24 protein-coding genes are annotated in these 26,506 nt (G+C 71.0%); 11 read left to right on the forward strand and 13 right to left on the reverse strand.

The window, feature by feature from the left end; genetic code table 11:
- Both ACLL9L_RS08165 and ACLL9L_RS08170 read right to left on the reverse strand, forming a co-directional pair.
- On the reverse strand, nt 1-912 hold a 912-nt coding region (locus ACLL9L_RS08165), incomplete at its 3' end, for a histidine kinase N-terminal domain-containing protein (protein ID WP_411284149.1).
- A gap of 49 nt (nt 913-961) precedes the next feature.
- On the reverse strand, nt 962-5,839 hold the full coding sequence (locus ACLL9L_RS08170; protein WP_411284150.1) for an NAD-glutamate dehydrogenase: 4,878 nt from the start codon (nt 5,837-5,839) through the stop codon (nt 962-964).
- 158 nt (nt 5,840-5,997) lie between these two features.
- On the opposite strand from ACLL9L_RS08170, the gene ACLL9L_RS08175 reads away from it, so the two are divergent.
- From ACLL9L_RS08175 to ACLL9L_RS08185, 3 genes are read left to right on the forward strand one after another with little or no spacing between them, the layout of a single operon-like run.
- Complete coding sequence (locus tag ACLL9L_RS08175) at nt 5,998-6,255, forward strand: hypothetical protein (protein WP_411284151.1); 258 nt, start codon at nt 5,998-6,000, stop codon at nt 6,253-6,255.
- The gene (locus tag ACLL9L_RS08180; RefSeq protein ID WP_411284152.1) at nt 6,255-6,767 is read left to right on the forward strand and encodes a hypothetical protein; all 513 of its coding nucleotides are present in this window, start codon (nt 6,255-6,257) and stop codon (nt 6,765-6,767) included. The genes ACLL9L_RS08175 and ACLL9L_RS08180 overlap by 1 nt, the downstream gene beginning before the upstream one ends.
- 17 nt (nt 6,768-6,784) lie before the next feature.
- The gene (locus ACLL9L_RS08185; protein ID WP_411284153.1) at nt 6,785-7,276 is read left to right on the forward strand and encodes a DUF2505 domain-containing protein; all 492 of its coding nucleotides are present in this window, start codon (nt 6,785-6,787) and stop codon (nt 7,274-7,276) included.
- A gap of 37 nt (nt 7,277-7,313) precedes the next feature.
- On the opposite strand, the gene pruA is transcribed toward ACLL9L_RS08185, so the two are convergent.
- Nucleotides 7,314-8,942 carry an L-glutamate gamma-semialdehyde dehydrogenase gene (pruA, locus tag ACLL9L_RS08190; protein ID WP_411284154.1) on the reverse strand — a complete coding sequence of 543 codons (1,629 nt, stop codon included), beginning with the start codon at nt 8,940-8,942 and terminating at the stop codon, nt 7,314-7,316.
- Nucleotides 8,943-9,035: 93 nt separating this feature from the next.
- Between pruA and ACLL9L_RS08195 the strand changes: the two genes are divergently transcribed.
- The gene (locus ACLL9L_RS08195) at nt 9,036-9,887 is read left to right on the forward strand and encodes an alpha/beta fold hydrolase (RefSeq protein ID WP_411284155.1); all 852 of its coding nucleotides are present in this window, start codon (nt 9,036-9,038) and stop codon (nt 9,885-9,887) included.
- A gap of 135 nt (nt 9,888-10,022) precedes the next feature.
- Here ACLL9L_RS08195 and ACLL9L_RS08200 read toward each other — a convergent pair whose 3' ends face one another.
- The 3 genes from ACLL9L_RS08200 to ACLL9L_RS08210 are packed head-to-tail and all read right to left on the reverse strand — an operon-like array spanning nt 10,023 to nt 12,326.
- The gene (locus ACLL9L_RS08200) at nt 10,023-10,523 is read right to left on the reverse strand and encodes a Uma2 family endonuclease (protein ID WP_411284156.1); all 501 of its coding nucleotides are present in this window, start codon (nt 10,521-10,523) and stop codon (nt 10,023-10,025) included.
- Between the two features lie 43 nt (nt 10,524-10,566).
- Nucleotides 10,567-11,631, reverse strand: a complete 1,065-nt coding sequence (locus ACLL9L_RS08205; protein WP_411284157.1) for an S-adenosylmethionine:tRNA ribosyltransferase-isomerase — start codon at nt 11,629-11,631, stop codon at nt 10,567-10,569.
- Nucleotides 11,628-12,326, reverse strand: a complete 699-nt coding sequence (locus ACLL9L_RS08210; protein WP_411284158.1) for an SDR family NAD(P)-dependent oxidoreductase — start codon at nt 12,324-12,326, stop codon at nt 11,628-11,630. The genes ACLL9L_RS08205 and ACLL9L_RS08210 overlap by 4 nt, the downstream gene beginning before the upstream one ends.
- Nucleotides 12,327-12,397: 71 nt before the next feature.
- Between ACLL9L_RS08210 and soxR the strand changes: the two genes are divergently transcribed.
- A complete protein-coding gene (soxR, locus tag ACLL9L_RS08215) occupies nt 12,398-12,859 on the forward strand; it encodes a redox-sensitive transcriptional activator SoxR (RefSeq protein ID WP_411284159.1) in 462 nt (153 codons plus the stop codon).
- 43 nt (nt 12,860-12,902) lie between these two features.
- On the opposite strand, the gene ACLL9L_RS08220 is transcribed toward soxR, so the two are convergent.
- Genes ACLL9L_RS08220 through ACLL9L_RS08230 form a run of 3 tightly spaced genes read right to left on the reverse strand, consistent with a single transcriptional unit; the run spans nt 12,903 to nt 15,804 of the window.
- Complete coding sequence (locus ACLL9L_RS08220; protein WP_411284160.1) at nt 12,903-13,361, reverse strand: DUF6912 family protein; 459 nt, start codon at nt 13,359-13,361, stop codon at nt 12,903-12,905.
- A gap of 17 nt (nt 13,362-13,378) precedes the next feature.
- Nucleotides 13,379-14,386 (reverse strand): patatin-like phospholipase family protein, encoded by a 1,008-nt coding sequence (locus ACLL9L_RS08225; RefSeq protein ID WP_411284161.1) that lies wholly within the window; start codon nt 14,384-14,386, stop codon nt 13,379-13,381.
- Complete coding sequence (locus tag ACLL9L_RS08230) at nt 14,383-15,804, reverse strand: WS/DGAT/MGAT family O-acyltransferase (protein WP_411284162.1); 1,422 nt, start codon at nt 15,802-15,804, stop codon at nt 14,383-14,385. The genes ACLL9L_RS08225 and ACLL9L_RS08230 overlap by 4 nt, the downstream gene beginning before the upstream one ends.
- Nucleotides 15,805-15,843: 39 nt before the next feature.
- Between ACLL9L_RS08230 and ACLL9L_RS08235 the strand changes: the two genes are divergently transcribed.
- Both ACLL9L_RS08235 and ACLL9L_RS08240 read left to right on the forward strand, forming a co-directional pair.
- Nucleotides 15,844-16,320 (forward strand): hypothetical protein, encoded by a 477-nt coding sequence (locus ACLL9L_RS08235; RefSeq protein ID WP_411284163.1) that lies wholly within the window; start codon nt 15,844-15,846, stop codon nt 16,318-16,320.
- Nucleotides 16,307-17,635, forward strand: a complete 1,329-nt coding sequence (locus tag ACLL9L_RS08240; protein ID WP_411284164.1) for a hypothetical protein — start codon at nt 16,307-16,309, stop codon at nt 17,633-17,635. Before ACLL9L_RS08235 ends, ACLL9L_RS08240 begins: the two co-directional genes overlap by 14 nt.
- A 123-nt stretch (nt 17,636-17,758) precedes the next feature.
- Here the strand turns inward: ACLL9L_RS08240 and ACLL9L_RS08245 are convergent, their stop codons facing one another.
- Together ACLL9L_RS08245 and ACLL9L_RS08250 are read right to left on the reverse strand one after the other, a co-directional pair.
- Entirely contained in the window at nt 17,759-19,036 is a 1,278-nt protein-coding gene (locus ACLL9L_RS08245; protein ID WP_411284165.1) for a CpaE family protein, read from the reverse strand.
- The gene (locus tag ACLL9L_RS08250; RefSeq protein WP_411284166.1) at nt 19,033-19,692 is read right to left on the reverse strand and encodes a hypothetical protein; all 660 of its coding nucleotides are present in this window, start codon (nt 19,690-19,692) and stop codon (nt 19,033-19,035) included. Before ACLL9L_RS08250 ends, ACLL9L_RS08245 begins: the two co-directional genes overlap by 4 nt.
- Nucleotides 19,693-19,950: 258 nt before the next feature.
- Here ACLL9L_RS08250 and ACLL9L_RS08255 point away from each other — a divergent pair, with 258 nt between their 5' ends.
- Both ACLL9L_RS08255 and ACLL9L_RS08260 read left to right on the forward strand, forming a co-directional pair.
- Entirely contained in the window at nt 19,951-20,190 is a 240-nt protein-coding gene (locus ACLL9L_RS08255; RefSeq protein ID WP_411284167.1) for a helix-turn-helix domain-containing protein, read from the forward strand.
- A gap of 265 nt (nt 20,191-20,455) precedes the next feature.
- Entirely contained in the window at nt 20,456-21,514 is a 1,059-nt protein-coding gene (locus ACLL9L_RS08260) for an FkbM family methyltransferase (RefSeq protein ID WP_411284168.1), read from the forward strand.
- A gap of 116 nt (nt 21,515-21,630) precedes the next feature.
- On the opposite strand, the gene ACLL9L_RS08265 is transcribed toward ACLL9L_RS08260, so the two are convergent.
- Nucleotides 21,631-22,176, reverse strand: a complete 546-nt coding sequence (locus ACLL9L_RS08265; protein WP_411284169.1) for a hypothetical protein — start codon at nt 22,174-22,176, stop codon at nt 21,631-21,633.
- Between the two features lie 147 nt (nt 22,177-22,323).
- Between ACLL9L_RS08265 and ACLL9L_RS08270 the strand changes: the two genes are divergently transcribed.
- Nucleotides 22,324-23,136 (forward strand): LysM peptidoglycan-binding domain-containing protein, encoded by an 813-nt coding sequence (locus ACLL9L_RS08270; protein ID WP_411284170.1) that lies wholly within the window; start codon nt 22,324-22,326, stop codon nt 23,134-23,136.
- On the forward strand, nt 23,136-23,636 hold the full coding sequence (locus ACLL9L_RS08275; protein WP_411284171.1) for an Rv3235 family protein: 501 nt from the start codon (nt 23,136-23,138) through the stop codon (nt 23,634-23,636). The genes ACLL9L_RS08270 and ACLL9L_RS08275 overlap by 1 nt, the downstream gene beginning before the upstream one ends.
- A gap of 59 nt (nt 23,637-23,695) precedes the next feature.
- Here the strand turns inward: ACLL9L_RS08275 and secA are convergent, their stop codons facing one another.
- Nucleotides 23,696-26,503 (reverse strand): preprotein translocase subunit SecA, encoded by a 2,808-nt coding sequence (secA, locus tag ACLL9L_RS08280; RefSeq protein WP_411284172.1) that lies wholly within the window; start codon nt 26,501-26,503, stop codon nt 23,696-23,698.
- Nucleotides 26,504-26,506: the final 3 nt, after the last annotated feature.

Consider the following 26,506-nt stretch of genomic DNA (forward strand, 5'->3'; position numbering starts at 1 on the left):
CTGGAGGTTGTTCTTCACCCGGTGGTGGATCTCGCGGATGGTCGCGTCCTTGGTCAGCAGCTCCTGCTCGCGTCGGCGCAGCTCGCTGACATCGCGCAGCAGCACGATCGCCCCGACACGCTGCCCCGCCTCGGTGAGCGGGATCGCGCGCATCGTGATGACCGAGCCACCGTTGCCCACCTCGGTGCGCCACGGCTGGCGCCCGGTCAGGACGAACGGCAGCCCTTCGTCGACGGGGGAGCTGTCGCGCAGCACCACCGTGGTCACGATCTGCGAGAGGGACCCGCCGGTCACCTCGCCGACGTAGCCCAAGCGGTGGATCGCCGAGATGGCGTTCGGGCTGGCATAGCTGATGATCCCCTCGTAGTCCAGGCGCAGCACGCCGTCTCCGACCCGCGGCGCCCCCCGGCGCAGCCCCGTCGGCGCGGACGCGTGCGGGAACTCCCCTGCCGCGACCATCCGCGCCAGGGCGTCGGCGGTGGCGAGGTAGGTCAGCTCCAGCCGGCTCGGCGTGCGCATCACCGACAGGTTCGTATGCCGGGTGAGCACGGCGATCGCGCGGCCGAGACGGACGACCGGGATGGACTCCTCCCGCACCGGGAGGTCGTCGCGCCACTCGGTGTCGCGCTCCCGGACGATCCGCCGCTCGGTGAGGGCCTGCTCGAGGAGCTCGGCGCGGGCCCGCGTCGAGGTCAGGCCCACCTGATCCTCGGAGAAGACCATCTGACCCGTCGTCGGCCGGACGTGCGCGACCGCCTCCCACTCCGCCGGTGACACCCTGATCCAGAGCACGAGGTCCGCGAAGGACAGGTCGGACATCAGCTGCCAGTCACCGACGAGCTGGTGCAGCCACTCGATGTCAGCCGGCCGCAACTCGGGGTGCTCGTGGAGGATCTCGGCGAGCGTGGGCACAGCGGCAGCGTAATCGCCCACCCCGGCTGGGCTGCGCCGGGTGCGCGTCTCAGCCGGCCCGTCCGCCGCTGCGGAGCACCCCACGCAGGGTGCGCAGTGCAACGGACAGGGCGGCGATGCCGGCGTGCTCGAGACGTTCGATGCCTCCGAGCGCCGTCTTCGCCCGGTCCAGGGCGTCCTTGTTGGCCTCAGCCCACTGCTCGAACCGACGCGACGGGGACCCTCCCGAGTCGCTGGTCGCGAGCACCGACCGGGTCAGTGAGTCGAGCACGGCATACAGGTCGTCGCGCATGGCACCGCGGGCCAACGCATCCCACCGGTCGTCGCGCGGCAGCTTGCTCACCCTGGAGAGCATCTCGTCGATGCCGAACCGCTCGGACGCACAGTAGTAGACGGCGACGACGTCGGCGACCGGCACCTGCATCTCCTCGGCGATCTCGATCGCGTCGAGCATCGAGAAGAGGTCCAGCAGACCGGCCGCCTTGAGGGCGAGCTCCTTCGGCGCGCCGAGCTTCTCGAACTCCTGGGTGCGTTGCTCGAGGCGCGTGCGCTCGCTGCCCTGGAGCAGCTCGTGGATCTGGGGTGCGAACTCGGCCACATGGGTCCGGAACCGCGCCACCTCGGCGCCCACGTCGATGACCGACGGACGGGTGGTGAGGAACCAGCGGACGGCGCGGTCGAGCAGCCGGCGGAACTCGAGGTATAGCCCCGTCTGGGTCTCGGTCGAGACGACGGCGTCCAGCGCCTCGACGTCGGCGACATAGGAGGCGAGGTCGAACACCTCACGGCAGACGACGAAGGCGCGGGCGATCAGCTCGGGTCCGGCGCCGGTCTCCTCGGTCGCCCGGAAGGCGAAGGTGATGCCGCCGCGGTTGACCATGGAGTTGACGACCGCGTTCGTGATGATCTCGCGGCGCAGCGGGTGCGACGTCAGCTCCGCCGCGTAGGTGGAGCGGATCGGCTCGGCGAAGTAGTCCGTCAGCGTCTGCTGGAACCACGCGTCGTCGGGCAGCGCGGTCGGCAGCAGGTCGTCCTTGAGGGCGAGCTTGGCATAGGCGACCAGGACGGAGAACTCCGGTGACTTCAGCCCGCGGCCGTCGTCGTGGCGCTTGCCGATCTCGGCGTCGCTGGGCAGGAACTCGAGCGTCCGGTCGAGGTCACCGCGCTCCTCGAGCCAGCGGATGAGCCGCTGGTGGACAGGGATCATCGAGTGCTCTTGGGCCCGGGCGTTGCCGAGGAGGACGTTCTGCTCGTAGTTGTCGCGCAGGACCTGGGCGGCCACCTCGTCGGTCATCGACGCCAGTAGCACGTTGCGCTGCTTGAGGGTCAGGTCGCCCTCCCGGGTCAACCCGGTGAGGAGGATCTTGATGTTGACCTCGTGGTCGCTCGTGTCCACACCCGCCGAGTTGTCGATGGCGTCGGTGTTGATCCGCACCCCGGCGAAGGCGGCCTCGATCCGGCCGAGCTGGCTGCACCCGAGGTTGCCGCCCTCCCCGACGACCTGGGCCCGCAGCTCCTTGCCGTTGACGCGGATCGCGTCGTTGGCCCGGTCGCCGATCTCGCCGTTGCTCTCGCTCGAGGCCTTGACATAGGTGCCGATCCCGCCGTTCCAGAGGAGGTCGACCGGCGCCAGCAGGATCGCCTTCATGAGCTCTGCCGGCGTCATCGAGGTGGTCCCGCGCGCGATGCCGAGGGCCGCGGCGGCCTCCGGCGAGATCCGGACCGACTTCGCCCCCCGGTCGTAGATGCCGCCGCCGGCGCTGATGAGTGAGGCGTCGTAGTCGCCCCACGACGAGCGCGGGAGGTCGAACAGGCGCTGTCGCTCCGCGAACGACGAGGCCGCCACCGGATCCGGGTCGAGGAAGATGCTGCGGTGGTCGAAGGCAGCCACCAGCCGGATGTGCCCGGACAGGAGCATGCCGTTGCCGAAGACGTCGCCGCTCATGTCGCCCACGCCGACGACGGTGAACTGCTGCGTCTGGGTGTCGACGCCCATCTCGCGGAAGTGCCGTTTGACCGACTCCCAGGCGCCGCGGGCCGTGATGCCCATCGCCTTGTGGTCGTAGCCGGCCGAACCTCCGGAGGCGAACGCGTCGTCGAGCCAGTAGCCGTAGTCGCGCGCCATGGCGTTCGCGATGTCGGAGAAGGTCGCCGTGCCTTTGTCGGCCGCGACGACGAGGTAGGTGTCGTCCTCGTCATGGCGCACCACCGACGACGGCGGGACCGCCGCTCCGGCGACGAGGTTGTCGGTCAGGTCCAGGAGCCCGGAGATGAAGAGCCGGTAGGCCTCGATGCCCTCGGCCAGCCAGGCGTCCCGGTCGACGGACGGGTCGGGCAGCTGCTTGGCGTAGAACCCGCCCTTGGACCCCGTCGGGACGATGACCGCGTTCTTGACCATCTGGGCCTTCACGAGCCCGAGGACCTCGGTGCGGAAGTCCTCCCGACGGTCGCTCCAGCGCAGACCGCCACGTGCCACCTTGCCGAAGCGCAGGTGCACGCCCTCGATCCGCGGGCCGTAGACCCAGATCTCGAACATCGGACGCGGAGCGGGCAGGCCGGGCACCTTCTTGGGGTCGAGCTTGAGGCTGAGGCAGGGCTTGGCCCGGCCGTCGGCCCCCTGCTGGAAGTAGTTGGTCCGCAGCCCGGCGGTGATGACGCCGAGCAGGGCCCGGACGATGCGGTCGTGGTCGAGGCTCTTGACCGAGTCGAGCGCGTGGTGGATCGAGTCGACGACCGTCTGCTCGGCGCCCGCGCGCGCCTGACCCGGCTGCCCGGCATACCGGGTCGGGTCGAAGCGCGTCTCGAAGAGGTCGACGAGCTGGCGCGCGATGGGCGCGTTGCTGACCAGCGCGGCCTCGACATAGTCCTGGGAGAAGGTCGACTGCGTCTGGCGGAGGTACTTCGCGACGGCGCGCAGGATGACGACCTGGCGCCAGGTGAGCCCGGCGCCGAGGACGAGGGCGTTGAACCCGTCGGACTCGGCCTCGCCGCGCCAGACCGCGCGGACCGCGTCCTGCACGAGGGTCCGGCGGGCGTCGCGGTCGCTGCCCGTGCCCCAGTCGTCGGACTGTGGAGCGCGCAGGCCGAAGTCGTAGACGTGCACCGTGACGCCGTCCGCCCGGTTGACCTCGTAGGGGCGCTCGTCGGTCACCTCGACACCCAGGTGCGTGAAGAGCGGAAGGATCGCGGTCAACGAGAGCGGGCCGCGCCGGTAGAGCTTGAAGCGTCGCTCGGTGACCGGGGCACCCGGCTCCTGGTAGAGGTTGAGGTCGACCGAGTCCTCGGCGTCCAGGGACTCCATCCGCCTCAGGTCGGCGACGGCGACGCGGGGGTGGAAGTCCTCCTTGAAGGCCTCAGGAAGTCCCTTGCCGTAGAGGCCGATGAGCCGGGCGCCGGCCTCCTCGCCCTGCTCGGCACGAGCGGCCTCCACGAGGTCCTCGTCCCAGGTGCGCGTCGCGTCGATGATGTCGCGCTCGAGGGCGGCGGCGTCGACGTCCGGGATCGAGGTGCCCCGGGGGACGCGGGCGACGAAGTGCAGCCGGGCCAGCGTCGACTCCGCCACCCGTGTCGTGAAGTCGACGCTGGAGGCGTGGAACGCCCGGCGGAGGATGGCCTCCATCTTGAGCCGGACCGCGGTGTTGTAGCGGTCCCGGGGGAGGAAGACGAGGCAGGACATGAACCGGCCGTAGACGTCCTTGCGCAGGAACAGCCGGGTCCTGCGCCGCTCCTGCAGGTGCAGCACCGAGAGGGTGATGTCGAGCAGCTCATCGGGCGCGGTCTGGAAGAGCTCGTCGCGCGGATAGCTCTCCATCACCTCGAGCAGGTCCTTGCCCGAGTGGCTGTCCGGGGTGAAGCCGGCCTTGTCGAGGATCTCCCGGACGCGGTCGTCCAGGATGGGGATGTTGAGGATCGACTCGGTGTAGGCGCTCGAGGCGAAGAGGCCCAGGAAGCGCCGCTCCCCCGTCACCTCGCCCTGCTCGTCGAAGGTCTTGACGCCGACGTAGTCGAGGTAGACCGACCGGTGCACCGTCGCCCGCGAGTTGGCCTTGGTGATGATGAGCAGCTGCTTCTCGCGGGCCTTGACCTGCGCGGCCGGCGTCATCCGGGCGAACGCCTCGGAGACGGGTCGGTCGTAGCGCAGCAGGCCGAGGCCGGTGCTCGGTGTCGCCTGCAGGACGTCCTCGTCGCCCTCCTTCTGCAGGGTGTACTCGCGGTAGCCGAGGAAGGTGAAGTGGTTGCCGGCGAGCCACTGCAGGAACCGGGCCGTCGAGGACGTCTCCGTCTCTGCGATCCCTGCAGGCGGGTCGTCCCGAAGGGACTGGGCGATCGAGACGCAGTTGTCCCGCATCTTCTCCCAGTCCTCGACGGCGTCGCGGACGTTGCCGAGGACCCGGCAGAGACCCTTGGACACCTCGGCGCGTTCGGCCTCGGAGCCGACCCGGTCGATCTCGAGGTGCATCCACGACTCCGTCGCCACGCCGAACTCGCCGTCGGGCGCCTTGTCGACGTCGAGGACCTCCTCAAGGGCGCCCGTCGCGTCACGACGGACGATGAGCTGGGGGTGGACGACGAGGTGGATACCTCTGTCGCGGACAGTCAGCTCTGCCGTGACCGAGTCGACGAGGAAGGGCATGTCGTCGGTGACTACCTGGACGACCGTGTGACCGCTCGTCCAGCCCTCCGACTCGATGCTCGGGTTGACGACGGAGACGTTGACGGTGCCGACGGCCCGCTGCCGGGCGAGGTCCTCCTGGGCCAGCGCGGCGCCCAGGAGGTCCCCCGGCTCACGCGCCAGCAGGTCCTCGGTGGCGACGTGGCGGTAGTACCGGCGCAGGAACGCCTCGACGGCGTCGGCGGAGCCTCGTTGCGCGAACGCGGCTGCAGCGTGGAGCCGTTGGGAGCGTGACTGCTGGAGAGACGCTGACATGCGCGGTGGCGATCCTCACCTGGTCGGGCTCGTGGGCACGCGTCGTCGAGTGCCGGATCGAGCCTATCCCTCAGTCCGCATGCTGGACGCCTTCACGTGCCGCGCCCCGCCGGTGGAGAAGTTCCGGGCCAGCACGGGGCCGCCCCTAGGCTGGTGCGGTGACCACCTCATCCGGGCCTGCTCGCAGGGGTCGCGCCGGCGGCGTGGAGCGTGCGCTCGCTGACGTGCGGCAGGTGGCGACTGCGGCATCAGAGACCCTGCTCGACCACGTGCCCGACACCGGCGACCACGCCACCGGACGGGCGGTCGACGACTTCGTGGAGCAGGCGAGCAACGCGCTGCGGGCCCTCGCCGAGTCCGTGGCCGAGACCCTCGGGCAGCTCGACGACGCAGCCCTGAGGGGGTGGGTGCGGTGATGGACGGCAGGACCGGTGACCCGGCCTCGTGCTCTCAGCTCGGAGGGGCCCTGCGCTCGGAGGCAGCACGACTGCTCGCGGTCCGAAGCGACCTGGACGCGGCGCTGTCCGGCCGGTCGAGGGCCGCCTCGTCAGAGGTCATGGGCCGTCGCGCGGGCGGCGAGGTCCACCTCCTCGACACGATCGCCGTGCAGCTCGACGCAGCGGGCACGCTCCTGCAGCACTACGCCCAGGAGCTGGCGCAGGTCGCGGAGTCGACCCGCCGGCTCGAGGCCGACGTGGCACACGCGGGACTCGAGATGGAGGGACTGCGGATCCTCGAGCCCTGGGGGGTGGCCCAGCCGGACGCCGCGGCCCGCCGACGGGCTGCGTTGCCCGAGCTGCAGATGCGCGCCGACCGCCTCGCCAGTCAGCTCGGTCGGGCCCGGGCCGCCGTGCAGCGGACCATGGCAGCGTCGGGGGACGTGCTCGGTCGCACCGCCGCTGCTGCGCGTGCTGGGCTGGAGACCTGAGCCGCTACGGTGACGGCATGAAGATCACCGAGACCTTCGAGTATGCCGCTGCCCCTGAGCGGGTCTTCGCCATGATCGCCGACCCCGCGTTCCAGGCTGCCAAGTGCGAGGCGACCCACCCGATCTCGCACACGGAGTCGGTGACGCCCAAGGGCGACCAGACCGAGATCGTGACGCGCAGGGTCCTGCCGACCGACGACTTCCCGGACTTCGCCAAGTCGATGATCGGGGCCAAGATCGCCGTGACCGAGACGGTCATCTGGAGCCGCGCCTCCGTCGACGGGTCGCGCACCGGCACGATCTCGCTCAGCATCGGTGACGCCCCGATCAGCATGAACGGCACCATGAAGCTTGCCCCGTCCGCAGTCGGGACCCGGATCGAGATCGACGGCGACCTCAAGGCCAAGATCCCGCTCATCGGCGGCAAGATCGAGAAGGCCGCTGCCCCCTCGATCATCAAGGCCATCGACAAGGAGCAGCAGACCGGGACGGCGTGGCTCAAGGCCTGATCGGCGTCCGGCCCCTGGGGGCGGCCCGACCGGCAGGTCAGCCCATGTGGGGGTAGGCGTGCGACGTCGGCGGGGCGAACGTCTCCTTGATCGAGCGGGCACTGGTCCAGCGCAACAGGTTCTGTGCGGCGCCAGCCTTGTCGTTCGTCCCCGAGGCCCGTCCGCCACCGAACGGCTGCTGCCCGACGACGGCCCCGGTCGGCTTGTCGTTGACGTAGAAGTTGCCGGCCGCGAACCGTAGTCTCGTCGTCGCGTCGGCGATGGCGACCCGGTCGCGGGCGATGATCGAACCGGTCAGCGCGTAGGGCGCGAACGACTCCATCTGCTCGAGCACCGCGTCGTAGCGCGCGTCCGGGAAGACGTGGACCGACAGGATCGGGCCGAAGTACTCGGTCCGGAACGACTCGTCGCTCGCGTCCGGGATCTCGAGCACCGTCGGGCGCACGAAGTAGCCCTCGGCGTCGTCGTAGCTGCCACCGGCAATCACCGTGACCTTCGGTGCCCGCCTGGCGCGGTCGATCGCGGCCGCGTTCCTCGCGAACGACCGGTCGTCGATGACGGCGCCCATGAAGTTCGAGAAGTCCGTGACGTCACCTTGCGACAGACCGTCGGTGAGCGAGGCGACGTCGTCGCGGATCTGACGCCACAGCGAGGCCGGGACGTAGGCGCGGGACGCGGCCGAGCACTTCTGGCCCTGGTACTCGAACGCGCCGCGGATCATCGCGGTGCGCAGCACGTCGGGATCGGCGGAGGGGTGGGCCAGGATGAAGTCCTTGCCCCCGGTCTCGCCGACGAGACGCGGATAGGTGCGGTAGCGCGTGAGGTTTGCCCCGACCTCCTGCCACAGGTGCTGGAAGGTCGGCGTCGAGCCGGTGAAATGGATGCCGGCGAGGTCGGGGTCCGCGAGGGCGACCTTGGAGACGTTGAGGCCGTCGCCGGTGACGAGATTGATGACGCCCGGCGGCAGGCCGGCCTCCTCGAGCAGCTCCATGGTGACCTGGGCAGCGAACTGTTGTGTCGGCGAGGGCTTCCAGACGACGGTGTTGCCCATCAGGGCCGGCGCGGTCGGGAGGTTGCCGGCGATGGCGGTGAAGTTGAACGGCGTGACCGCGTAGACGAAACCCTCGAGCGAGCGGTAGTCCGTGCGGTTCCAGATGCCCTTGCTGTTCAGCGGTGGCTGCTCGGCGAGGATCTGGCGCGCGAAGTGGACGTTGATCCGCCAGAAGTCGATCAGCTCGCACGCCGCGTCGATCTCGGCCTGGTAGCAGGTCTTGCTCTGGCCGAGCATCGTCGCCGCGTTGAGCCGGGCGCGCCACGGACCGGAGAGCAGCTCGGCGGCCTTGAGCAGGATGGCGGCGCGGTCGTCGAAGGACAGCTCGCGCCACCCGGGGGCCGCCGCCTTGGCGGCCTCGACCGCGGCCCTGGAGTCGGCAAGCGTCGCGTTCTTGAGGGTGCCGAGGACCTTGCGGTGCGCGTGCGGCTGGCGCACGGCGACCTTCTTGCCGCCGCCCATGACCCGCTTGCCGCCGATGGTGTGCGGCAGCTCGACGGGTCCGTTGCCGAGCTGCACCAGCGCCACCTCGAGCTCGGCCCGCTCGGGACTTCCCGGCGCGTAGTCGAGCACCGTCTCGTTGACGGGGGTGGGGACCTGGGTGACGGCGTCCATGCGGGGTTCTCCTGCGCCTGGGGGTGTTTTCGGTGCCCCTATCGTGGCATGTATGCCGGGAAGCCACCTTCACGACGATCGGCGCGGTCCCGCATGACAGTGCGGACGGTTGCGCGGCTCGCAGTCCACGACCTCGGTGGGCCGGGACACGGGCCCATGCTCGTGCTGATGCACGGCAACGGGGACTCGGGTGGGTGCTGGCCCGACGCCGCCCGGCGGTGGTCAACGGAGCACCACGTGCTCGCCGTGGATGCACGAGGCCACGGGGCCTCACCACGATTCACGCCGGACCAGCTCGACGAACCCGGAGACGTCTTCGTCGCCGATACCGTCGCGGCCCTTCGCGAACTGCGCGCACAGGCGGGCCCGGGAACCCCCCTCGTCGCCGTCGGTCACAGCCTCGGCGGAGCCGCCCTCACCGCGGCGTGTGCCGAGCATCCAGAGCTCGTCGACGCGCTCGTCCTCATCGATCCTCCGTGGGACAGTCCGCCTGTCCTCGGTGCCCGAGCTGACGTGGGGGCCGAGCGGGTGCGCCTCATCACGGCATACGTCTGCGATCCGCAGGCCGAGCTCGTCGCCCTGCGGGAGCGGGAGCCGCTCTGGCCCGAGGACGAGCGGGTGGCCTGGATCGAGGCCAAGGCCCAGCTCGACCTCGCCTACATCGCCACTGGCGCAGGCCGGCCCAGCACGCCGTGGACGGAGCACGTCCCGAAGATCGTGGTCCCGACCCTCGTCGTCACGGGCGACACCGGCGTCCTCGTGGGACCAGAGACGCGAAAAGCAGTGCAGGACATCAGCAACCCGGAGATCGAGGTCGTCGTGCTCACCGGTGCCGGACACTACGTGCGTCAGGACGCGACCGACGCCTTCCACGCGGTCGTCGACCCATGGCTCACCGGGCGCGTCACGGCCAGATCGCGCCGACCCACTCCGGGTGGTCGATGAGGGGGTTGCGGTTGTGCTGCCAGGCGTTGTCGATGACCTGGTTGCGGCGCACCTCGAAGGTGTCGGCGGGCCTGCCGCGCTCTCGAGCACCAAACGCCGGACGATCGCGACATGGGGGGTCTGCCAGGCTTCCGATCAACTGGTAAAGATGCCTGCTGTATCAAGTTCGACGGCGAACGGTGCCGACAAGGTCACGGATCCGCCGTCGATGCGACGGACGACCTGGAACGACCCGCCATCGTGAAGCGCCGTCAGCGTGTCCACGTCAGGCTCAACGATCCAGTACCCGAGCAGACCGCCCTCGGCATGGAGCGCCGTCTTGCGGCCCCAGTCATCGCCCTTGGTGGACGGTGAGGTGACGTCCACGACCAGTAGGGGAGCGACACGCAGGAGGTCGGGGCGGGGAGCGCCGCGCTCAGGGACCATGATCTCCGGCTCGAAGTCGGACCGCACCCTCATGCGCCACCCGAACCCCGGCAGCACTTCGCAGGTAGCGGGGACGGCATCCTCGAGCAGGCGGGTGAGGCGGCGGGCGATGACGACGTGGCATCTGGAAGGCGGATGCAGGTGAGGTTCCCCGTCGTCGTCCTCGTGGTGCATGGTCTCGCCCAGGGCCAGATATGTGCCGTAGGGCATTGCCTCGCGATCGGTATGCCGCGTGGCTGGGTCCTGGGGACGGCTACGGAATGAGCAGGGACGAGTCGCCGAACTCGTGCCAGAGGTAGCCACCTCCGACCGCCGCGTCATACGCCTGCTGGGTCAGCTCCGGACCGGCGACGGACTCGACGAGGTGCAGGTGCGACGCTGCCGGGTCGTGCCAGCCCGTGACCAGTCCCGTGACGAGCCGCGGCGGGTGCTCCGGCCCGAGGACCAGGTCCGTCCAGCCGAACGCAGCCGTGGCTGACCCGTCGTCGGTGACCGCCGACTCGAGGGCCCGGGTCACCGTCGTGCCGACCGCGATGACCCTGCGGCCGGCGGCCCTCGTCGCGTTGACGAGGTCGGCCGTGCTCTGGGGGACGTGGAAACGCTCCGGCTGGGGTGGCTCGCCGGCCTCCTGGGAGGAGACGCCGGTATGCAGCAGGACCGGCGCCACGCCGACCCCACGGGTGACCAGGTCGAGGACGACCTCTGCAGTGAACGGTCGCCCCGCGCTCGGCATCTCGGCGCTGCCGGGATGGCGGCCGAAGACGGTCTGGTAGTCGGCCAATGGGAGCCGCCTGCTGAGGTATCCGTAGGCGATGGGGCGCCCGACCTCCGCGAGTCGGCGCTCGAGGCCCTGACGGTCACTGATCTCGGCCACCCATAGCCGGTTTCCCTTTCCGGTGGGGGATGCCGGTGCGTCGGCCAACGGCCGGACAAGCGTCACCGTGATCCCACCACCGAGGCGGAGGGCGTCCCCCGGGCAGTGGTCGAGCACCGCTCGCTCGCCGTCCGGGGCGGTGCGGACCTCGACGACCCAGGCGTCCGATCCGAGCGGGGTCGCCAGGTGCAGCACCCGCTCGGTGCCGTCGGCCGCGACGGCGTCGACCTCGGCCGGCCTCGTCGCGGAGGTGTTGACGACGACGAGGTCGCCGGGCTCCAGGTGGTCCGCCAGGTGCGCGAACGTCGAGTGGACGATGCCCTCCGGCGACGCCACGAGCAGGCGCACGCCGTCCCGTCGCAGACCGCGGTCCTCGGGTGGGGCGTGCGCGGTCAGCGCGTCCGGCAGCTCGAACCGGGTGTGGGGTGAGGTCAGCGTCGTCATCGGGCCACCCCGATGACGGCGAGGTCGCTGGCCCGGAACCGCCCGCTCGGTGGCCGTTCGTCGAGGAGCCGCAGGATCGGGTCAACCACGGTCTCCGGCCCCGGCCGGTCGCTGATGTCCTCGCCAGGGAAGGCCGCCTGGTGCATTGCCGTGCGCATGTCGCCGGGGTCGACGGCATACACGGCGAGGTCGGGGTGCTCGGCGGCCAGGGTCAGGGCGAGGTGGTCCAGTGCCGCCTTGCTCGCGCCGTAGCCGCCCCACGTCTCGTAGTGCTCGACCGCGGCGTCGGAGGAGATCGACAGCACGGTCCCCCGGGCGCGGCCCAGCGCCCCGAGGAGCTGGCGGGTCAGGTCGGCCGGGGCGACAAGATTCGTCTCGAGGATGTCCCGCAGCGCTGCGGCGTGAAGCAACGCCAGCGGCGTGAGACCGCCCGGCCCGAGCGTGCTCGCGTTGTGGACGAGCAGGTCCAGGCTGCCGTCGCCGACGAGCTCGGCGAGCTGTGCGCGGTGCGCGGCGTCCGTGATGTCGCCGACGAGGGCCTCCACCTCGGTGACGCGGCTGAGCTCCTCGACGACGGCGCGCAGGGGTCCGGCGTGGCGGGCGTCGACGACGAGGTGCCATCCCCGTCGAGCCAGGGCCCGGGCCAGGGCACGGCCGAGACCGACGGAGGCCCCGGTGACGAGTGCGGTCTTCATGATGGTCCTTTCGATGGGAGTCACCCCATTGTTCAAGTTGAAGTCAGCATGAAGTCAAGTAGGATGTTCGGATGAAGGAAACCGACCTCCTCACCGTCTCCGAGGTCGCCGGGCGGAGCGGCTTTGCCGCGTCGGCCCTGCGCTACTACGAGACGGAGGGCCTGATCTCCTCCGAGCGCACCGCAGGCAACCAGCGGCGCTACCACCGTCAGGTGCTGCGACGGCTCGCCTTCATCAAGGCGGCCCGCAACATCGGGCTCGGTCTCGAGGAGGTCCGATCCGAGCTCGACCTGCTCCCCCTGGGCCGCACGCCGACGAAGGCCGACTGGCAACGGATCTCACGCGACTGGCGTGGGCGGCTCGACGAGCAGATCCAGGCCCTGGAGCGGCTTCGGGACGGCCTCGACTCCTGCATCGGCTGCGGGTGCCTCTCGCTCAGGCGGTGCGCCATCTCGAACCCGGGCGACGTCATGGCCACCCGGGGCGTGGGGGGCGCCGGGTTCTTGCCGCCACTGCTTCGCCGCCCGATCTGAGGGCACCCGATCCTTCCTGCGTGGACCTCGGGGCCCGGGAGGGTCAGCGGAACAGGTCGAGGACCGTGTCGAGCTCCGTCGCGTCGTACCAGAGCAGGTCCGGCTCCGCGCCGCCCTCGACCACCGAGCCCGACTCGTCGACGTGGAACGACACGACCCGGCCCAGGGGCACGGCCTCGGTGACGCGGATCTGGGAAGGCCGGTGCTCCGGGACGTGGGGCGCCGCCACCGACTCCGGCTCGACGTCCGCAGCGGCGACCACGCGCCGGTCCCCGAGCTGCGCCCGGAGCACGATGGCCGCGTCGGCCGCGTCGCAGAGCGCCTGGTACTCAAGAGCCTCCGCGTCCAACCCGGGGTGGGCGCGCTCGAGCTGCTGGGTCACGGCGAAGGCCGCGAGGTCGGAGCCCCCCAGAGACCGCTGCGCGGCGAGGCGACGCAGCGCGGCCGGGGAGAGGGGCACATAGATCCGGGTCTGGCGCATGCTGGTTGCCTCACTGCTCATAGCCGACGACTCATGGCTCAGAGCTCGGTGGGTTCGAACTCGTCGCTCGCCTCGATGGCCTCGATCCTGGTGATCTCCGGCAGCGTAGCGGGGTCGGCGAGCGCGGCGAGCGACGTCCTGAGGGACGTCGCGATCACCGTCGGGCGACGGCTGACGTCCATCATGTTGGCACCGATCGCCCGGAGGTCCTCGCTCCCCGGACCGATGACCGTCACCTCGACCCCGTCGGCGTGCACGATCGCCGTCTCGCGCAGGGCCCGGGCCGTCACGCGGGCCCGCCACTGCCGCTCGATCCTGCTGGCGATGGGGCCCGGCTGGTCGAGGTCGAAGGAGACCTGCGGGGCCAGGACGTAGACCTCGTCGAGACCGAGACCGACCATGAGGTCGAGGTTCGTCGACGACCACGTGCCGCCGTCGATGTAGCGGCGGCCCTCGATCCGCACGGGCGAGTACCACCCGGGGATCGCGCACGACGCCATCACCGCGTCGGCCACGTCCGTCCGGGGCGCCCCCTCCCGACCGAACGGGACGCGCGCCCCCGCGTCGTAGTCGAACGCGACCACCGTCAGGCCGTGGCGTGCGACCCACCCGGACGGGACGACGTGGCGGATCATCGCCCCGACGCTGTCGAGCCGGCCCCGCCCCTCGGGCATCAGCGCGGCGAGCACCGCCGTCGGCGGCAACTGTCTCAGCTCGCGAATCCCTTTGCGCAGCAACAGCGGAGAGCCGAATCCGGCCTTCGGTGCCGGCGGGCGGTCGCCACCGGTCGCCTCGTCGTAGTCCCAGGCGAAGCCCGCGAGCGCGCCGGTGTCGACGTGTCCCTCGAGCTGGTGCGTGCGCAGGTCGGAGACCGTGACGCCTGCCGCGAGCAGGGTGCACAGGACCGAGCCGGCGGACGTCCCGATCAGCTCGTCGAACGAGGAGACCTCGACACCGAGCCGGTCCTCGAGGGCGCTCAGGGCACCGATCGTCCACGCGGCACCGAGGACGCCGCCCCCGCCCAGCACGAGCCCCCGTCGCGTCATCGCGCCGAGTCCCGCCCGGCCGCGAGCTCGGCGAGCGAGTCGATGATGCTCTGACCCAGCACCTCGATGTCGGGCATGGCGTTGCGGTCGGCGTTAAGGCCGAAGTAGACCCCCCCGTCGTAGGACGTCAGCCCGATGGCCAACGCCTGCCCACGGGCCAGCGGGATGACCGGGTAGGTCGACAGCATCGACGCGTCGCCGGCATACAGGGTGCTCTGCGGCCCCGGGACGTTGGTGATGATGACGTTGAAGAGTCGCCGCGCCATGGCGTTGCCCAGTCTCGCACCGAGGGAGTGCAGCGTCGGCGGGGCGAACCCCGCGAGCCCGACGAGGCGCTCGGCCCCGACCGCCTGGCCGTTCTCTACCTGTTGGCGCATCGAGAAGGCGATCTGGTGCAGGCGCATCGAGGCGCCCGGCTCCCCGACGGGGAGGTCGACGAAGCAGGCGGTGAGCTGGGTCAGCCCCGGGGCGCCCTCCCCGGCCTCGACACTCACCGGGACCATGGCCCGCACGACGGAGCTGGCGTGGACCGGCTCGCCCCGGGTGAGCAGCCAGGAGCGGAAGGCCCCCGCGACAGTGGCGAGGACGACGTCGTTGATCGACACGTCGTCGGCGTAGGCCCCGCGGGCGAGCCGGGTGCGGACCGTGCGGTAGTCATCGAGGTCCGTCCCGACCATGACGAACCGGCGCGCCATCCCGATCTCGGCGTTGAGCGGCGACACCGGAGCAGGTCGGGCTGCGCCACGGGCGAGCGTCGTCACGAGGGAGCCGAGGCCGCTGAGGACCCGGCTGCCGACGTCCCTGACCTCGCCCAACCCCTCACGCACCGAGTCGACGACCTGACCCGGCATGAAGATCGCGTCGGTGACTGCTCCGCCGATCAGCTCGAGGTCGCTCGGCTCGCGGTCTGGACGCCAGGTGTCCACCACCTCCTCGCCATCGCCCGGCTCGCCCTTGACGAGCAGCTGGGCGATGTCGAGGGTGTTGACGCCGTCGACGAGGGCGTGGTGGGTCTTGGTGATGATGGCGAACCGGCCGTGCTCGAGGCCCTCGACGAGGTAGGCCTCCCAGAGCGGGCGGCGGCGGTCGAGCGGGCGCGGCTGGATGCGGGCGACGAAGTCCTCGAGCTGCTCGTCGGCGCCGGGCTTCGGCAGCGCCGAACGGCGCACGTGGTAGCTGAGGTCGAACCTCTCGTCGTCCACCCACACGGGGTTGGCCAGGCGCCCCGGGACCTCGCGGATCTTCTGCCGGTAGCGCGGCAGATGGGCGATCCGCCGGGAGATGAGGGCCACCAGCCGCTCGTAGTCGAACCCGGTCGGACCGGGCTCGAAGACCATGACCGACCCGACGTGCATGACCGTCGTCGCCTCCTCGAGGTAGAGGAACGACGCATCCAGGGAGCTCATCCGGTCGGACACGGCCTCATCGTGTCAGACCGGCCTGCCTAGACTCCTCGTGTGTCCGATCTGTCCCGAAGCTCACCACTCCGTCGCCTCCGCACGAGGACGGCCGGGTATGCCGGGTGCCTCGCGCTCGCGGCAGCCCTCACCGCCTGCTCGGGCCCGGCGAGCACGATCACCCCGCCCAGCACCACGGGCGCGGCCAGCACGACCACCCCGCCCGGCACCACGGGCGCGGCCAGCACGACCACCCCGCCCAGCACCACGGCTGCCGGACGGACCATCCGGGTGCAGGTCACTGGCACGTCGGTCGATCCGGCCCCCGCCCGGGTCGACCTCGCCGTCGGGGAGACGCTCACCATCGTCGTCACCAGCGACCGCACCGACCGGGTCCACGCCCACGGCTTCGAGGTCGAGCAGGACCTGCCTGCGGGCCGACCGACCACCCTGACCCTGACCGGCACGCAGACCGGCCTCTTCGAGGTCGAGACCCACGAGTCCGGCCTGACGTTGCTGACCGTTGCCGTTCGCTGACCTCGCCGTCCTGGTGGCGCCGGCCCACGGGGTCGGCAGCCGCCAGGACCTGCCGCTGCCCTTCGCGGCGCTCGTCATCGGGGCCGCCCTGGCCCTGCTGGCCTCGTTCGTGGCCCTCGGCGTGCTGTGGCGCGAGCCGCGCCTACGCGAGGACGACGGCTGGGCCCTGCCGCACGGCATACAGGACGTCCTCGACTCCCGGTGGACCCGCGGCGTCGCCACGATGCTGTCGTTCCTGCTCACTGCCTGGGTGCTCCTCGCCCTCGTCGCGGGCCGCGACGACGCGAACAATCCCGTCCCCTCCGTCGTCTACGTCTGGTTGTGGGTCGGGATGCCTGCCCTGTCGATGCTGCTCGGGCCGGTCTGGGTGGTGCTCAACCCCCTCCGGTGGCTGCACCGCGGACTGAGCCGAGTGGCGCGGATCTCCCCCGACTTCACCCTCACCGACCTGACGGTCGGCCACTGGCCGGCCGCGGCGCTGCTGCTCGCCTTCACCTGGCTCGAGCTCATTGCCGACGACCGCACGAGCCAACCCGTGATGCGCCTCGCCGTCGGGTTCTTCGTCCTCGTCAGCGTCATCGGCTCGCTCGTCCTCGGGCGGGCCTGGTTCCGGCAGGGCGACCCCTTCGAGGTGCTGTCCCACCTCTACGGCCGGCTCTCCCCCCTTGGGCGCCGGCCCGACGGGCGGCTCGTCCTGCGCACGCCCGTCCACGGCGCAAGCCTGCTCGACGGGGGGCGTGGGCTGCTGGCCACGACCGCGGTGATGCTCGGCGGCACGGCATACGACAGCCTCTCCGGCGACATCCGGTATGCCGCGTGGGTCCAGTCCTCCAGCGCGCCCGGCCTGTTCCGGTCGCTCACGCTCGTCGGCGTGTGCCTGCTCGTCGCCGGGGCGATGCACGCGGCCGCAGCACTGTCGGCGTCCCTGGCCCGCGTCTCCCCCCGCGGGTTCGCCGCCCGGCTGGCCCCGTCGCTCATCCCGATCGCGGCGGGCTACCTCGTCGCCCACTACTGGTCGTTGCTGGTCTATCAGGGGCAGATCACGCTGCGGCTGCTCAGCGACCCCCTCGGGACGGGCGCCGACTGGCTGGGCACGGGGGGTCTCACCCCCAACCAGGCCCTCATCGCCCCGACCGTCGTCGCCGTCGTCCAGGCCGGCGCGATCGTCACCGGGCACGTCCTCGGTCTCGTCGTCGCCCACGAGCACGCCCTCCACCTGGTCGACCGCCGGCACGCCGTCGTGGGCCAGCTGCCGTTGATGGTGCTGATGGTCCTTTACACCGTCGGCGGGCTGTCGCTGCTCTTCGCCGGCTGACCTGACGCATCACGCGGACGTCCACCTCGGGGAACGCGTAGCGGCGACACCCGACGCGACCGCGCCGGGTCCAGCAGGCCTGCGCCGACAGGGCGGCGCGGGCCGTCGTCGGCCCCGGCGACGTCAGCGGCGCGACCGGCGGGCCGCCCTGACCGGGACGCCGGCGACGGAGGCGGCGAGCGCCCGCAGGGCGACCCGGGCGGGCGAGCCCGGAGCACACTCGCAGAGGGCGCGCCCCTCGCGCGCGGCGTCGTCGAGCGCCTGGGGGTCGTCGGGCACGAAGTCGACCTGCTCGACCCCGGCGAAGCGGGCGAGGGCGTCCGAGACCCTGCTCTCGGGACGCGAACCCACCGAGCTGGACCTGACCCGGTTGACGACCACCCTCGGCGGGGGCGAGGGCACCGTTCCCAGCTCCTGCAGCCCCCGCACGAGGCGCTGCAGACCCACGGGGTCGCAGGAGCCGACCGCGAGGAGGTCATCGGCGACGGAGAGCGTCGTCAGCGTGGCCGCGTTGCGGCGCGGGGCCCGGGTGTCGTAGCTGAGCTCCTCGTCGTCCTCGAGGTTGAAGCCGCAGTCGACCACGACGACCTCGGCCAGGGACCGCGCGAGCTCGATCACCCGCTCCAGGGCCGCCGGGCGGATCTCTGGCCACCGCTCGGCCTTGGGGATGCCGGTGATGACCCGCATCCCCCGGGTCACCTGCGGGGAGAGTCGGGCCAGGGTCGGCAGGTCGAGGGTGCCCTGGTCGGCCGCCCGGGCGGCGGCGGCGAGACCGGGGGCCTCGTCGAGCAGGGACAGCGCCTGCGCCACCGACCCGCCGTAGGTGTCCGCGTCGACGAGCACGGTCGAGACGCCGAGGCCGGCGAGCTCGGAGGCGATGGCGACCGCGACGGTGGTCCGGCCGGGTGCTCCCGTCGGGCCCCAGACGGCGACGACCCGGCCCGGGGGGTGGCGCTCGTCGTCGTCCGGCCCGTGGAGCATCGTGTGCGCCGCGGCCTCCGGGCCCTCGGTGAACGGGTCCGGAGGCAGGCCGGCGCGATCGAGAACCTGCGTGGCACTGGACGGCTCGAGGAGGGCTGCCTCCAGGACGGCCAGCGGCGACCCAGCCGCGACGACCGTCGTGATGCCCAGCTGCCGCAGGTGGCGCTCGGAGCCCTCGTCGCCGGGGGCGCTCACCCCCACGACGTGCAGGCCCGAGGCCCGCAGGGCCGCCACGGCTGAGAGGTCGAGTCCGCGCAGGTCGTCGGACACGACGGCCGCCGCCCCGAGACCGGCCGCGGCGGTGGCCAGGAGATCCGCCAGGTCCGCACACCGGCGCGCGATCCGCACCTGGTTGGACGCTTCGAGCGCCGTGGCGAGCTGGCTGTCCCACCGTCCCACGGCCGTCAGGACCGCCGTCATGACCCGCCAGACGATCCGGGGATCGGCACGAGCGTGAATCGGGACCGCTTGTCGCTCGCGGCGATGACGGCCTGCACCTGCGCCCGCGGCACGAGGACCTGCACCGCGGCCGTCGACGCGGCGGCCCCGAACCGACCCTGGTCGGAGGGAACCGCCCCGACACTGACCCGCTCGAGCGTCAGCCTGGCATCGAGATAGCGCTCCTGGGTCGTCGACAGGTCGCGCTCGCTCACCCACACGTCCACGACCGAGCCCACCCTGAGGGCGGTCGTGGAGTTGGCGTCCACCGAGATCGTCACGGGCTGCACGCCGACCTCGCTCTGGCCACCGACCGCGCCCACGGGGACGAGCTCACCGCGCGGGATCTCCCGCAGGGCGAAACGATCAGGAGCCAGACCGGTGAGTGCCGAGAGGTAGACCGCGCCGCGGTCACCCAGCTGGATGTCGACGCGGACGAGGTTGTCCACCGTGAGGCGGTCCCCCGGCTTGAGCGTCTGTGCGGCGGCATACATCGCCACCGTGTCGTCAGCACCGGCGATGACCTTGGCTCCCAGAGCCGTTGCGAGCAGCACGAGGATGACGCCGACGAGCAGCCGGGAGTCCCTCCACGAAGGCCGCTGCAGCCGCTTGGCCGTCGGTGTCGGCAACTCGCCCATGTCGTCCCCCTCCGGACCTATTGGCCCGCACGTGTGCCGCGACCACCACTGCAGAACTCATCATGGCCGACCCTTCGACAGCGTGTCACACGCATGCACAGGGCTGTGGACGAACTGGGAACCCGTGAGCTCCATGTGGGAAACTACTGACACATCCCTCCCCAATCCCCTATGGTAAAGAAACAGTAAAGAACTGCAACAGACGTTCTAACCATCGATGCCACCCGCCGCGTCCGACCGTGAGGAATCATCCCCAGCATGGCGACCCAACGCTTCCTTCAGCTCGCTGAAGTCTCCGAAGTCCTCAACATCTCCTCGGCGCAGGCTTATGCCCTGGTCCGGTCGGGTGAGCTCCCGGCGATCAAGGTCGGGGGGCGCGGACAGTGGCGTGTCGAGACCTCCGAGCTCGAGACCTACATCCAGCGGATGTACTCGGAGACCAAGGAGTTCGTCGCCGCCCATCCATTCGGCGCGAACGGCTCCGAGGGCAGCGAGTAGTCCTCGTCCGGTCCGCCGTCGGGCTCCTGCGAGAAGGGAGGCCGGGCGTGTCCGGACCGGTCGCCGTCGAGATGGCCCTCCGGGAGATCGCGCCGGTCGCCTCCACGACGCTCTTCCACAAGACTTCCCCCACGTCAGGACGGTCTCATGGAGCGACGCACCGTCCGGCTCGACGGATTCGACCCCGCCATCGCCCGGCGGATGGCCACAACCGTGTCGTGCACCGACGCGGACGACCTGCCGAGGGGTCGAGGGCGCCGGGGAGGTGCGGGAGGTCAACGGGCACCGCGTCCAGGTGATGCACCACGGACTGCTCGTCGAGGAGGGCGGCTACTTCGGTGCGTGGATGGCGGAGATCATCCGGACACTGCGCGGCCACCACGAGCCGCAGGAGGAGCTTGTCTTCGCCCGCATCGTGGAGCGCCTTCGCGCCGACGCCCCCGGGCAGCCGACGATGATCGAGTTCGGGAGCCACTGGACCTTCTACGGTCTGTGGTTCTGCACCGAGCTTGTCCAAGCGAGGGCTGTCGGGCTCGAACCCGACCCGGCCTATCTCGAGGTGGGGCGGCGCAACGCCGCCCTCAACGACCTCACGGACCGGGTGACCTTCGTGCACGGAGCAGTGGGAGGGCAACCGGGCGAGAGCCTCGAGTTCGTCGCCGAGAGTGACGGGCAGCGCCACCAGGTCGCTCAGCACGACCTCGCCTCACTGATGCGCGACCACGACCTGGACCATGTCGATCTCGTCCTGGCCGACATCCAAGGGTTCGAGACGGTGCTGCTCGACCGCGCCAGGAGCGACCTCGCTGCTGGCCGGGTCCGCTTCCTGATCGTGTCGACGCACCACCGCGCGATCTCCGGCGACCCGCTGACTCACCAGAAGGCGCTGAGGCTGCTCGCCGACTCCGGCGCTCACGTCATTGCCGAGCACAGCGTGCCCGAGTCCTATTCCGGTGACGGGCTGATCGCGGTGTCGTTCGACCCTCGAGACCGGGACCTCACGGTCACCGTGAGTCATGCCCGCAGCGTCGACTCGCTGTTCGGGGAGCTCGAGCACGAGGTCGCCGCGCTCCAGGCCGAGCACGCCGGCGCAGAGCATGCGAACGCCGAGCATCTCGCGCAGGAGCTGGCGCACCAGGGCGCCGCGATGCACACCGACGTGGACCGCACCCGGGCCGCGAGAGACGCGGCCGTGGCGCAGCGGGATGCTGCTGTGGCCGAGCGCGATGCCGCTGTGGCCGAGCTCGCCGCAGTGAGGTCGACCAAGCTCTGGCGCTGGTCCGGGGCGCCGCGGGCTCTCTACGCCAAGGTCGCGCGGCGGTGACCTCCCCGGTCCTCGCGTGAACCACCCCGCGTCCGGGTTACTGCTGACCGCGCTCCAGAGGCTCCGGTCATCGCCGCCGGGTCATCCGCGTCCGTGCCCATTCGGGGCCGCGGTGGTCAGCGCCGCCGCACGAGCGCAAGGGCCGCGAAGGGGAGGGTCCGGCAGGCCACGACGTGCTCGGCACGCCGCGGGAGGTCGGCCGGGTGCTCCGCGACATCCAGCGCGTCCTGGCCCACCGCGTCGATCGTGCCCCAGAGGGAGGCGCCGTCGACGTCGACGAGCTCCACCACCGCACGGTCACGGCTGATCGCCCGCAGCGCCGCGCCGAGGGTGAATCCCTTGGCCACGGCACCGGTCTGCTCCGCCCCGAGCAGACCGGTCACGACGCGGATCGCGCCGAAAGGCACGAGCACGGGCAGGTCCGGGCGCTCCTCGAGCAGGAGCCAGTCGGGACCGACGCCGGTGGCGCGTCCGGTCACGACACCCACCCCGGCCACCCGCACGGAGATCGCCCGGCCGCCGATGGTCGCCGTGAGCCGCTCGTGCAACCCGAGCAGCGCCCGCTCCCGGCGCGTCCTGTCCGCGACCTCGGCATCGAGCTCGCGCCGGCCGTCGGCCACGAGCTGGGCCTCGAGGTCGTCGAAGAGACGTTCCCAACGCATCGGGCGGTCCTTCCTGGAGATGGCTGCCGGTCCAAAGTCTAAGGACAGCACCCCCATCACGTCGTTAGACATCAAACGTTGGCAAACAGTGTCAAACATGGTTTGATGCAACTGTTCACGTCGGCATCGAACCCGGAGGCAGCGCTCATGAGCTCGACAGGATCACCCGTCACCCGTCAGCAGCGGACCCGCCTCACGAGCACGATCAGATCCCTCGCCGTGGCCGTCGGCGCACTGGTCGTCTCCGGCGCGGTCACGTCCCTTTTCACCGTCCTTGCCGCGTCCACGTGGGCCCGGATCGATGGCCCCGCCCCCGACTCGGCCGCCGACCTCCTCATCCTGGGCATGGTGTCGGCCGGGGCGTTGCTCACGGCGTGGCTCGGTCTCGGTGTCGTCGTCGCAGCTCTGGCGTCGCTGCCCGGCGCCTTCGGCGCGGCGTTCGACGCCCTGGCGCGTCGACTGGCCCCCGCCGCCGTGCGTCGCGCCGTCGCGCTGCTGCTCGGGACGGCCCTGACCCTCGCGGTGGTCCCCGGCTCGGCGCTGGCTGCGGGGGACCCGGTGCCGGGGGCCCGCACGTCAGCGGGCCTGTCGGTCACCGCGCCCGACCCAGGATTCCGCAGCACCACCCCTGCGCGCCCGGCAGTGGCCAGCGGCCCCACCGCGCCCGGCATCGCGGCACACGCCGCGCCAGCCCCCACCGCACCGGCCGCGGTCTCCTCCCTCGGCCCCCTGGGGCAGCATCCCCAGACCGGCACGAAGGCCGGAGGGGACGTGGTCGTCCGCCGTGGAGACACGCTGTGGCACATCGCCGCCCGTCACCTCGGACCCGGAGCAACCTCGGCCGAGATCGCCCACGAGTGGCCCCGGTGGCACGCCGTCAACCACGAGCTCATCGGACTGGACCCGGACCGCATCCAGCCCGGCCAGCGGCTCGTCCCGCCCGCCGCCAAGGATCGCTGATGTCCCTCGAACCGGCCCGTCTGCGTGTGGTCCCCCTGCCCCCCACCGCCCCGCCCGTCATCAGCATCGACGAGGTCATGACGACCCGCACGCCCTACATCCAGGACGCGCTCGCCGTCGACTTCACCCCGGACGACGACCGCTACTTCGAGCACCAACGCACCCGTTCGCTCGACCTGCCCGACCCGCACGCGTTCACCGTGCAGCTCGCCCAGGCGCTTGTCGAGGTCATGGCGGGCTCGCGCCCGGCCCCGCAGGTCCTGCGGTGGACCACCCCCGAGGTGTATGCCGTGCTCGCCCGCCGGTCCCTCGTCGCGGCCCGGCGCGGCCAGTCGTCGGCGCGACGGGCGGTCGTGCGACGGGTGCGCATCTGCGAGCCCGCGGACGGCGTCGTAGAGGCGTGCGTCGTCGTCGTGCACCACGACCGCGTCCGCGCCATGGCGATGCGGATGACCGGCCTGGACGGCCGCTGGATCGTCACCGACCTGACGGTCGGCTGACCCCGCCGGGGCCCGATCGCGCGCTCCGTGTCACCGGTCCGAGGTCGCTCCCTCCCGGGTCACTTGCCCCGGCGACGCGCCTTCTTGGAGGCGCGCTTCTGCGACCGGTTGCCCTCGTCCTCGGACCCGTCATCGGCAGCGTCGACGTCCCGCTCGCTGACCGAGCCGTCGTCGCTGGGGGCCGAGTAGTGCAGCCGCTTCGCGGACGGCCCCTCCAGACCCTTGGCCGAGATCACCGGGGCAGCCTGCGTGGCGGGCCGGTCCTGGGGCTCGCCAACCGGGTCGTCCTGTGCGGCCGTGGACAGGCCACCGACGAGATCGCTCACCGACATCGGCTGCACCACCGGGGCGGCGGCCTGCGGGTTGACCTCCACCTCGACGTTGAAGAGGTAGCCGACCGACTCCTCCTTGATGCCCTCCATCATCGCCTCGAAGAGCAGGAAGCCCTCCCGCTGGTATTCCACGAGCGGGTCGCGCTGGGCCATGGCGCGCAGGCCGATGCCCTCCTGCAGGTAGTCCATCTCATAGAGGTGCTCGCGCCACTTGCGGTCCAGGACCGACATGACGACGCGTCGTTCGACCTCGCGCATGACCTCCGAGCCAAGCACCTCCTCCCGGGTGTCGTAGGCGTGGTGGGCGTCGGACATGAGCTGTTCGCGGAGCATCTCGGCGGTGATGTTGCCCCGACCGCCGGCCTGCTCCTCGAGGTCCTCGATGGACAGCGAGACGGGGTAGAGGGTCTTCATCGCGGTCCAGAGCTGGTCGAGATCCCAGTCCCCGGCATACCCGTCCGACGTCGCGGAGCCGACGTAGCTGCTGATCACGTCGTTGACGAAGAGCCGGATCTGCTCCTCCATGTCCTCACCCTCGAGGACGCGACGGCGCTCGTCATAGATGACCTGGCGCTGCCGGTTGAGGACGTCGTCGTACTTGAGGACGTTCTTGCGGATCTCGTAGTTCTGCCCCTCGACCTGGCTCTGCGCGCTCTGGATCGAGCGGGAGACCATCTTGGACTCGATCGGGACGGCATCCTCCATCCGGGCCGTCGTCATGAACCGGTCGACCATCGCGGCGTTGAACAGGCGCATGAGGTCGTCCTGGAGCGAGAGGTAGAACCGGGACTCACCGGGGTCGCCCTGACGGCCCGACCGACCGCGCAGCTGGTTGTCGATGCGGCGCGACTCGTGGCGCTCGGTGCCCAGGACGTAGAGGCCGCCGAGCTCCTTGACCTCGTCGTGCTCGGTCTGGACGGCCAGCTCGGCTGCCGCGAAGGCAGCCTCCCACGCGGCCTCGTACTCCTCGGGGGTGTCCTCTGGGTCCAGCCCCCGGGACCGCAGCGCCTCGACGGCCCGGAACTCCGGGTTGCCGCCGAGCATGATGTCGGTGCCTCGACCGGCCATGTTCGTCGCGACGGTCACCGCGGCCTTGCGACCGGCCTCGGCCACGATGGAGGCTTCCCGCGCGTGCTGCTTCGCATTGAGGACCTCGTGCGTGATCCCGTGATTGCGCAGCTGCTGCGCGAGGTACTCGCTCTTCTCGACGCTCACCGTGCCCACGAGCACCGGCTGGCCCTTGGCGTTGCGCTCGGCGATGTCCTCGACGACGGCGTTGTACTTCGCCTCCTCGGTGCGGTAGACGAGGTCGGCCTGGTCCATCCGGACCATCGGCATGTTCGTCGGGATCGACACGACCCCCAGCTTGTAGATGGAGTTCAGCTCGGCGGCTTCGGTCTGGGCGGTGCCGGTCATCCCGGAGAGCGTGCCGTACATCCGGAAGTAGTTCTGCAGGGTGATCGTCGCGAGGGTCTGGTTCTCGTTCTGGATCTCGACGCCCTCCTTGGCCTCGATCGCCTGGTGCATCCCCTCGTTGTAGCGCCTGCCGGCGAGCATCCGGCCGGTGTGCTCGTCGACGATGAGGATCTCGCCGTCCATGTTGACGTAGTCCTTGTCCCGTTTGAACAGCTCCTTCGCCTTGATGGAGTTGTTGAGGTAGCCGATGAGCGGGGTGTTGACGGACTCGTAGAGGTTCTCGATGCCGAGGATGTCCTCGACCTTCTCGATGCCGGCCTCGAGGACGCCGATGGTGCGCTTCTTCTCGTCGACCTCGTAGTCGCCCTCCCCGGACTCGAGCTCGCCGCGGGTCAGCTTCTGCGCGATCTTGGCGAACTCGACGTACCACTTGGTGGCCTGGTCGGCCGGGCCCGAGATGATCAGCGGGGTGCGGGCCTCGTCGATGAGGATCGAGTCGACCTCGTCGACGACGGCGAAGTTGTGGCCACGCTGCACCAGCTCGTCGGTCGACCAGGCCATGTTGTCGCGCAGGTAGTCGAAGCCGAACTCGTTGTTGGTGCCGTAGGTGATGTCCTTGGCGTACTCGCCACGGCGCTGCTCGGGCGTCATCGACGCGAGGATGACGCCGGTCTCGAGGCCGAGGGCGCGGTGGACGCGGCCCATCAGCTCGGCCTGGTACTCCGCGAGGTAGTCGTTGACCGTGACGACGTGCACGCCCTTGCCCGAGAGCGCGTTGAGGTAGCACGGCAGCGTCGCGACGAGGGTCTTGCCCTCACCGGTCTTCATCTCCGCGATGTTGCCCAGGTGCAGCGCGGCCGCACCCATGATCTGTACGTCGAAGGGGCGCAGGCCCAGGACCCGCTTGGCCGCTTCGCGCACCGTGGCGAAGGCCTCGGGCATGATGTCGTCGAGGCTCTCGCCCGCGTCGAGGCGGGTCCGGAACTCGGCGGTCATGCCACGCAGCTCGGCGTCGGTCATCGAGACGAAGTCGTCCTCGATGGCGTTGACCGCCTTGACGATGGCTTCGAGCTCTCGCAGGATCTTGCCCTCGCCGATGCGGAGCAGCTTGTCGATGATGGC

Source organism: Lapillicoccus sp. (assembly GCF_046595215.1).
GTDB lineage: Bacteria > Actinomycetota > Actinomycetes > Actinomycetales > Dermatophilaceae > Lapillicoccus.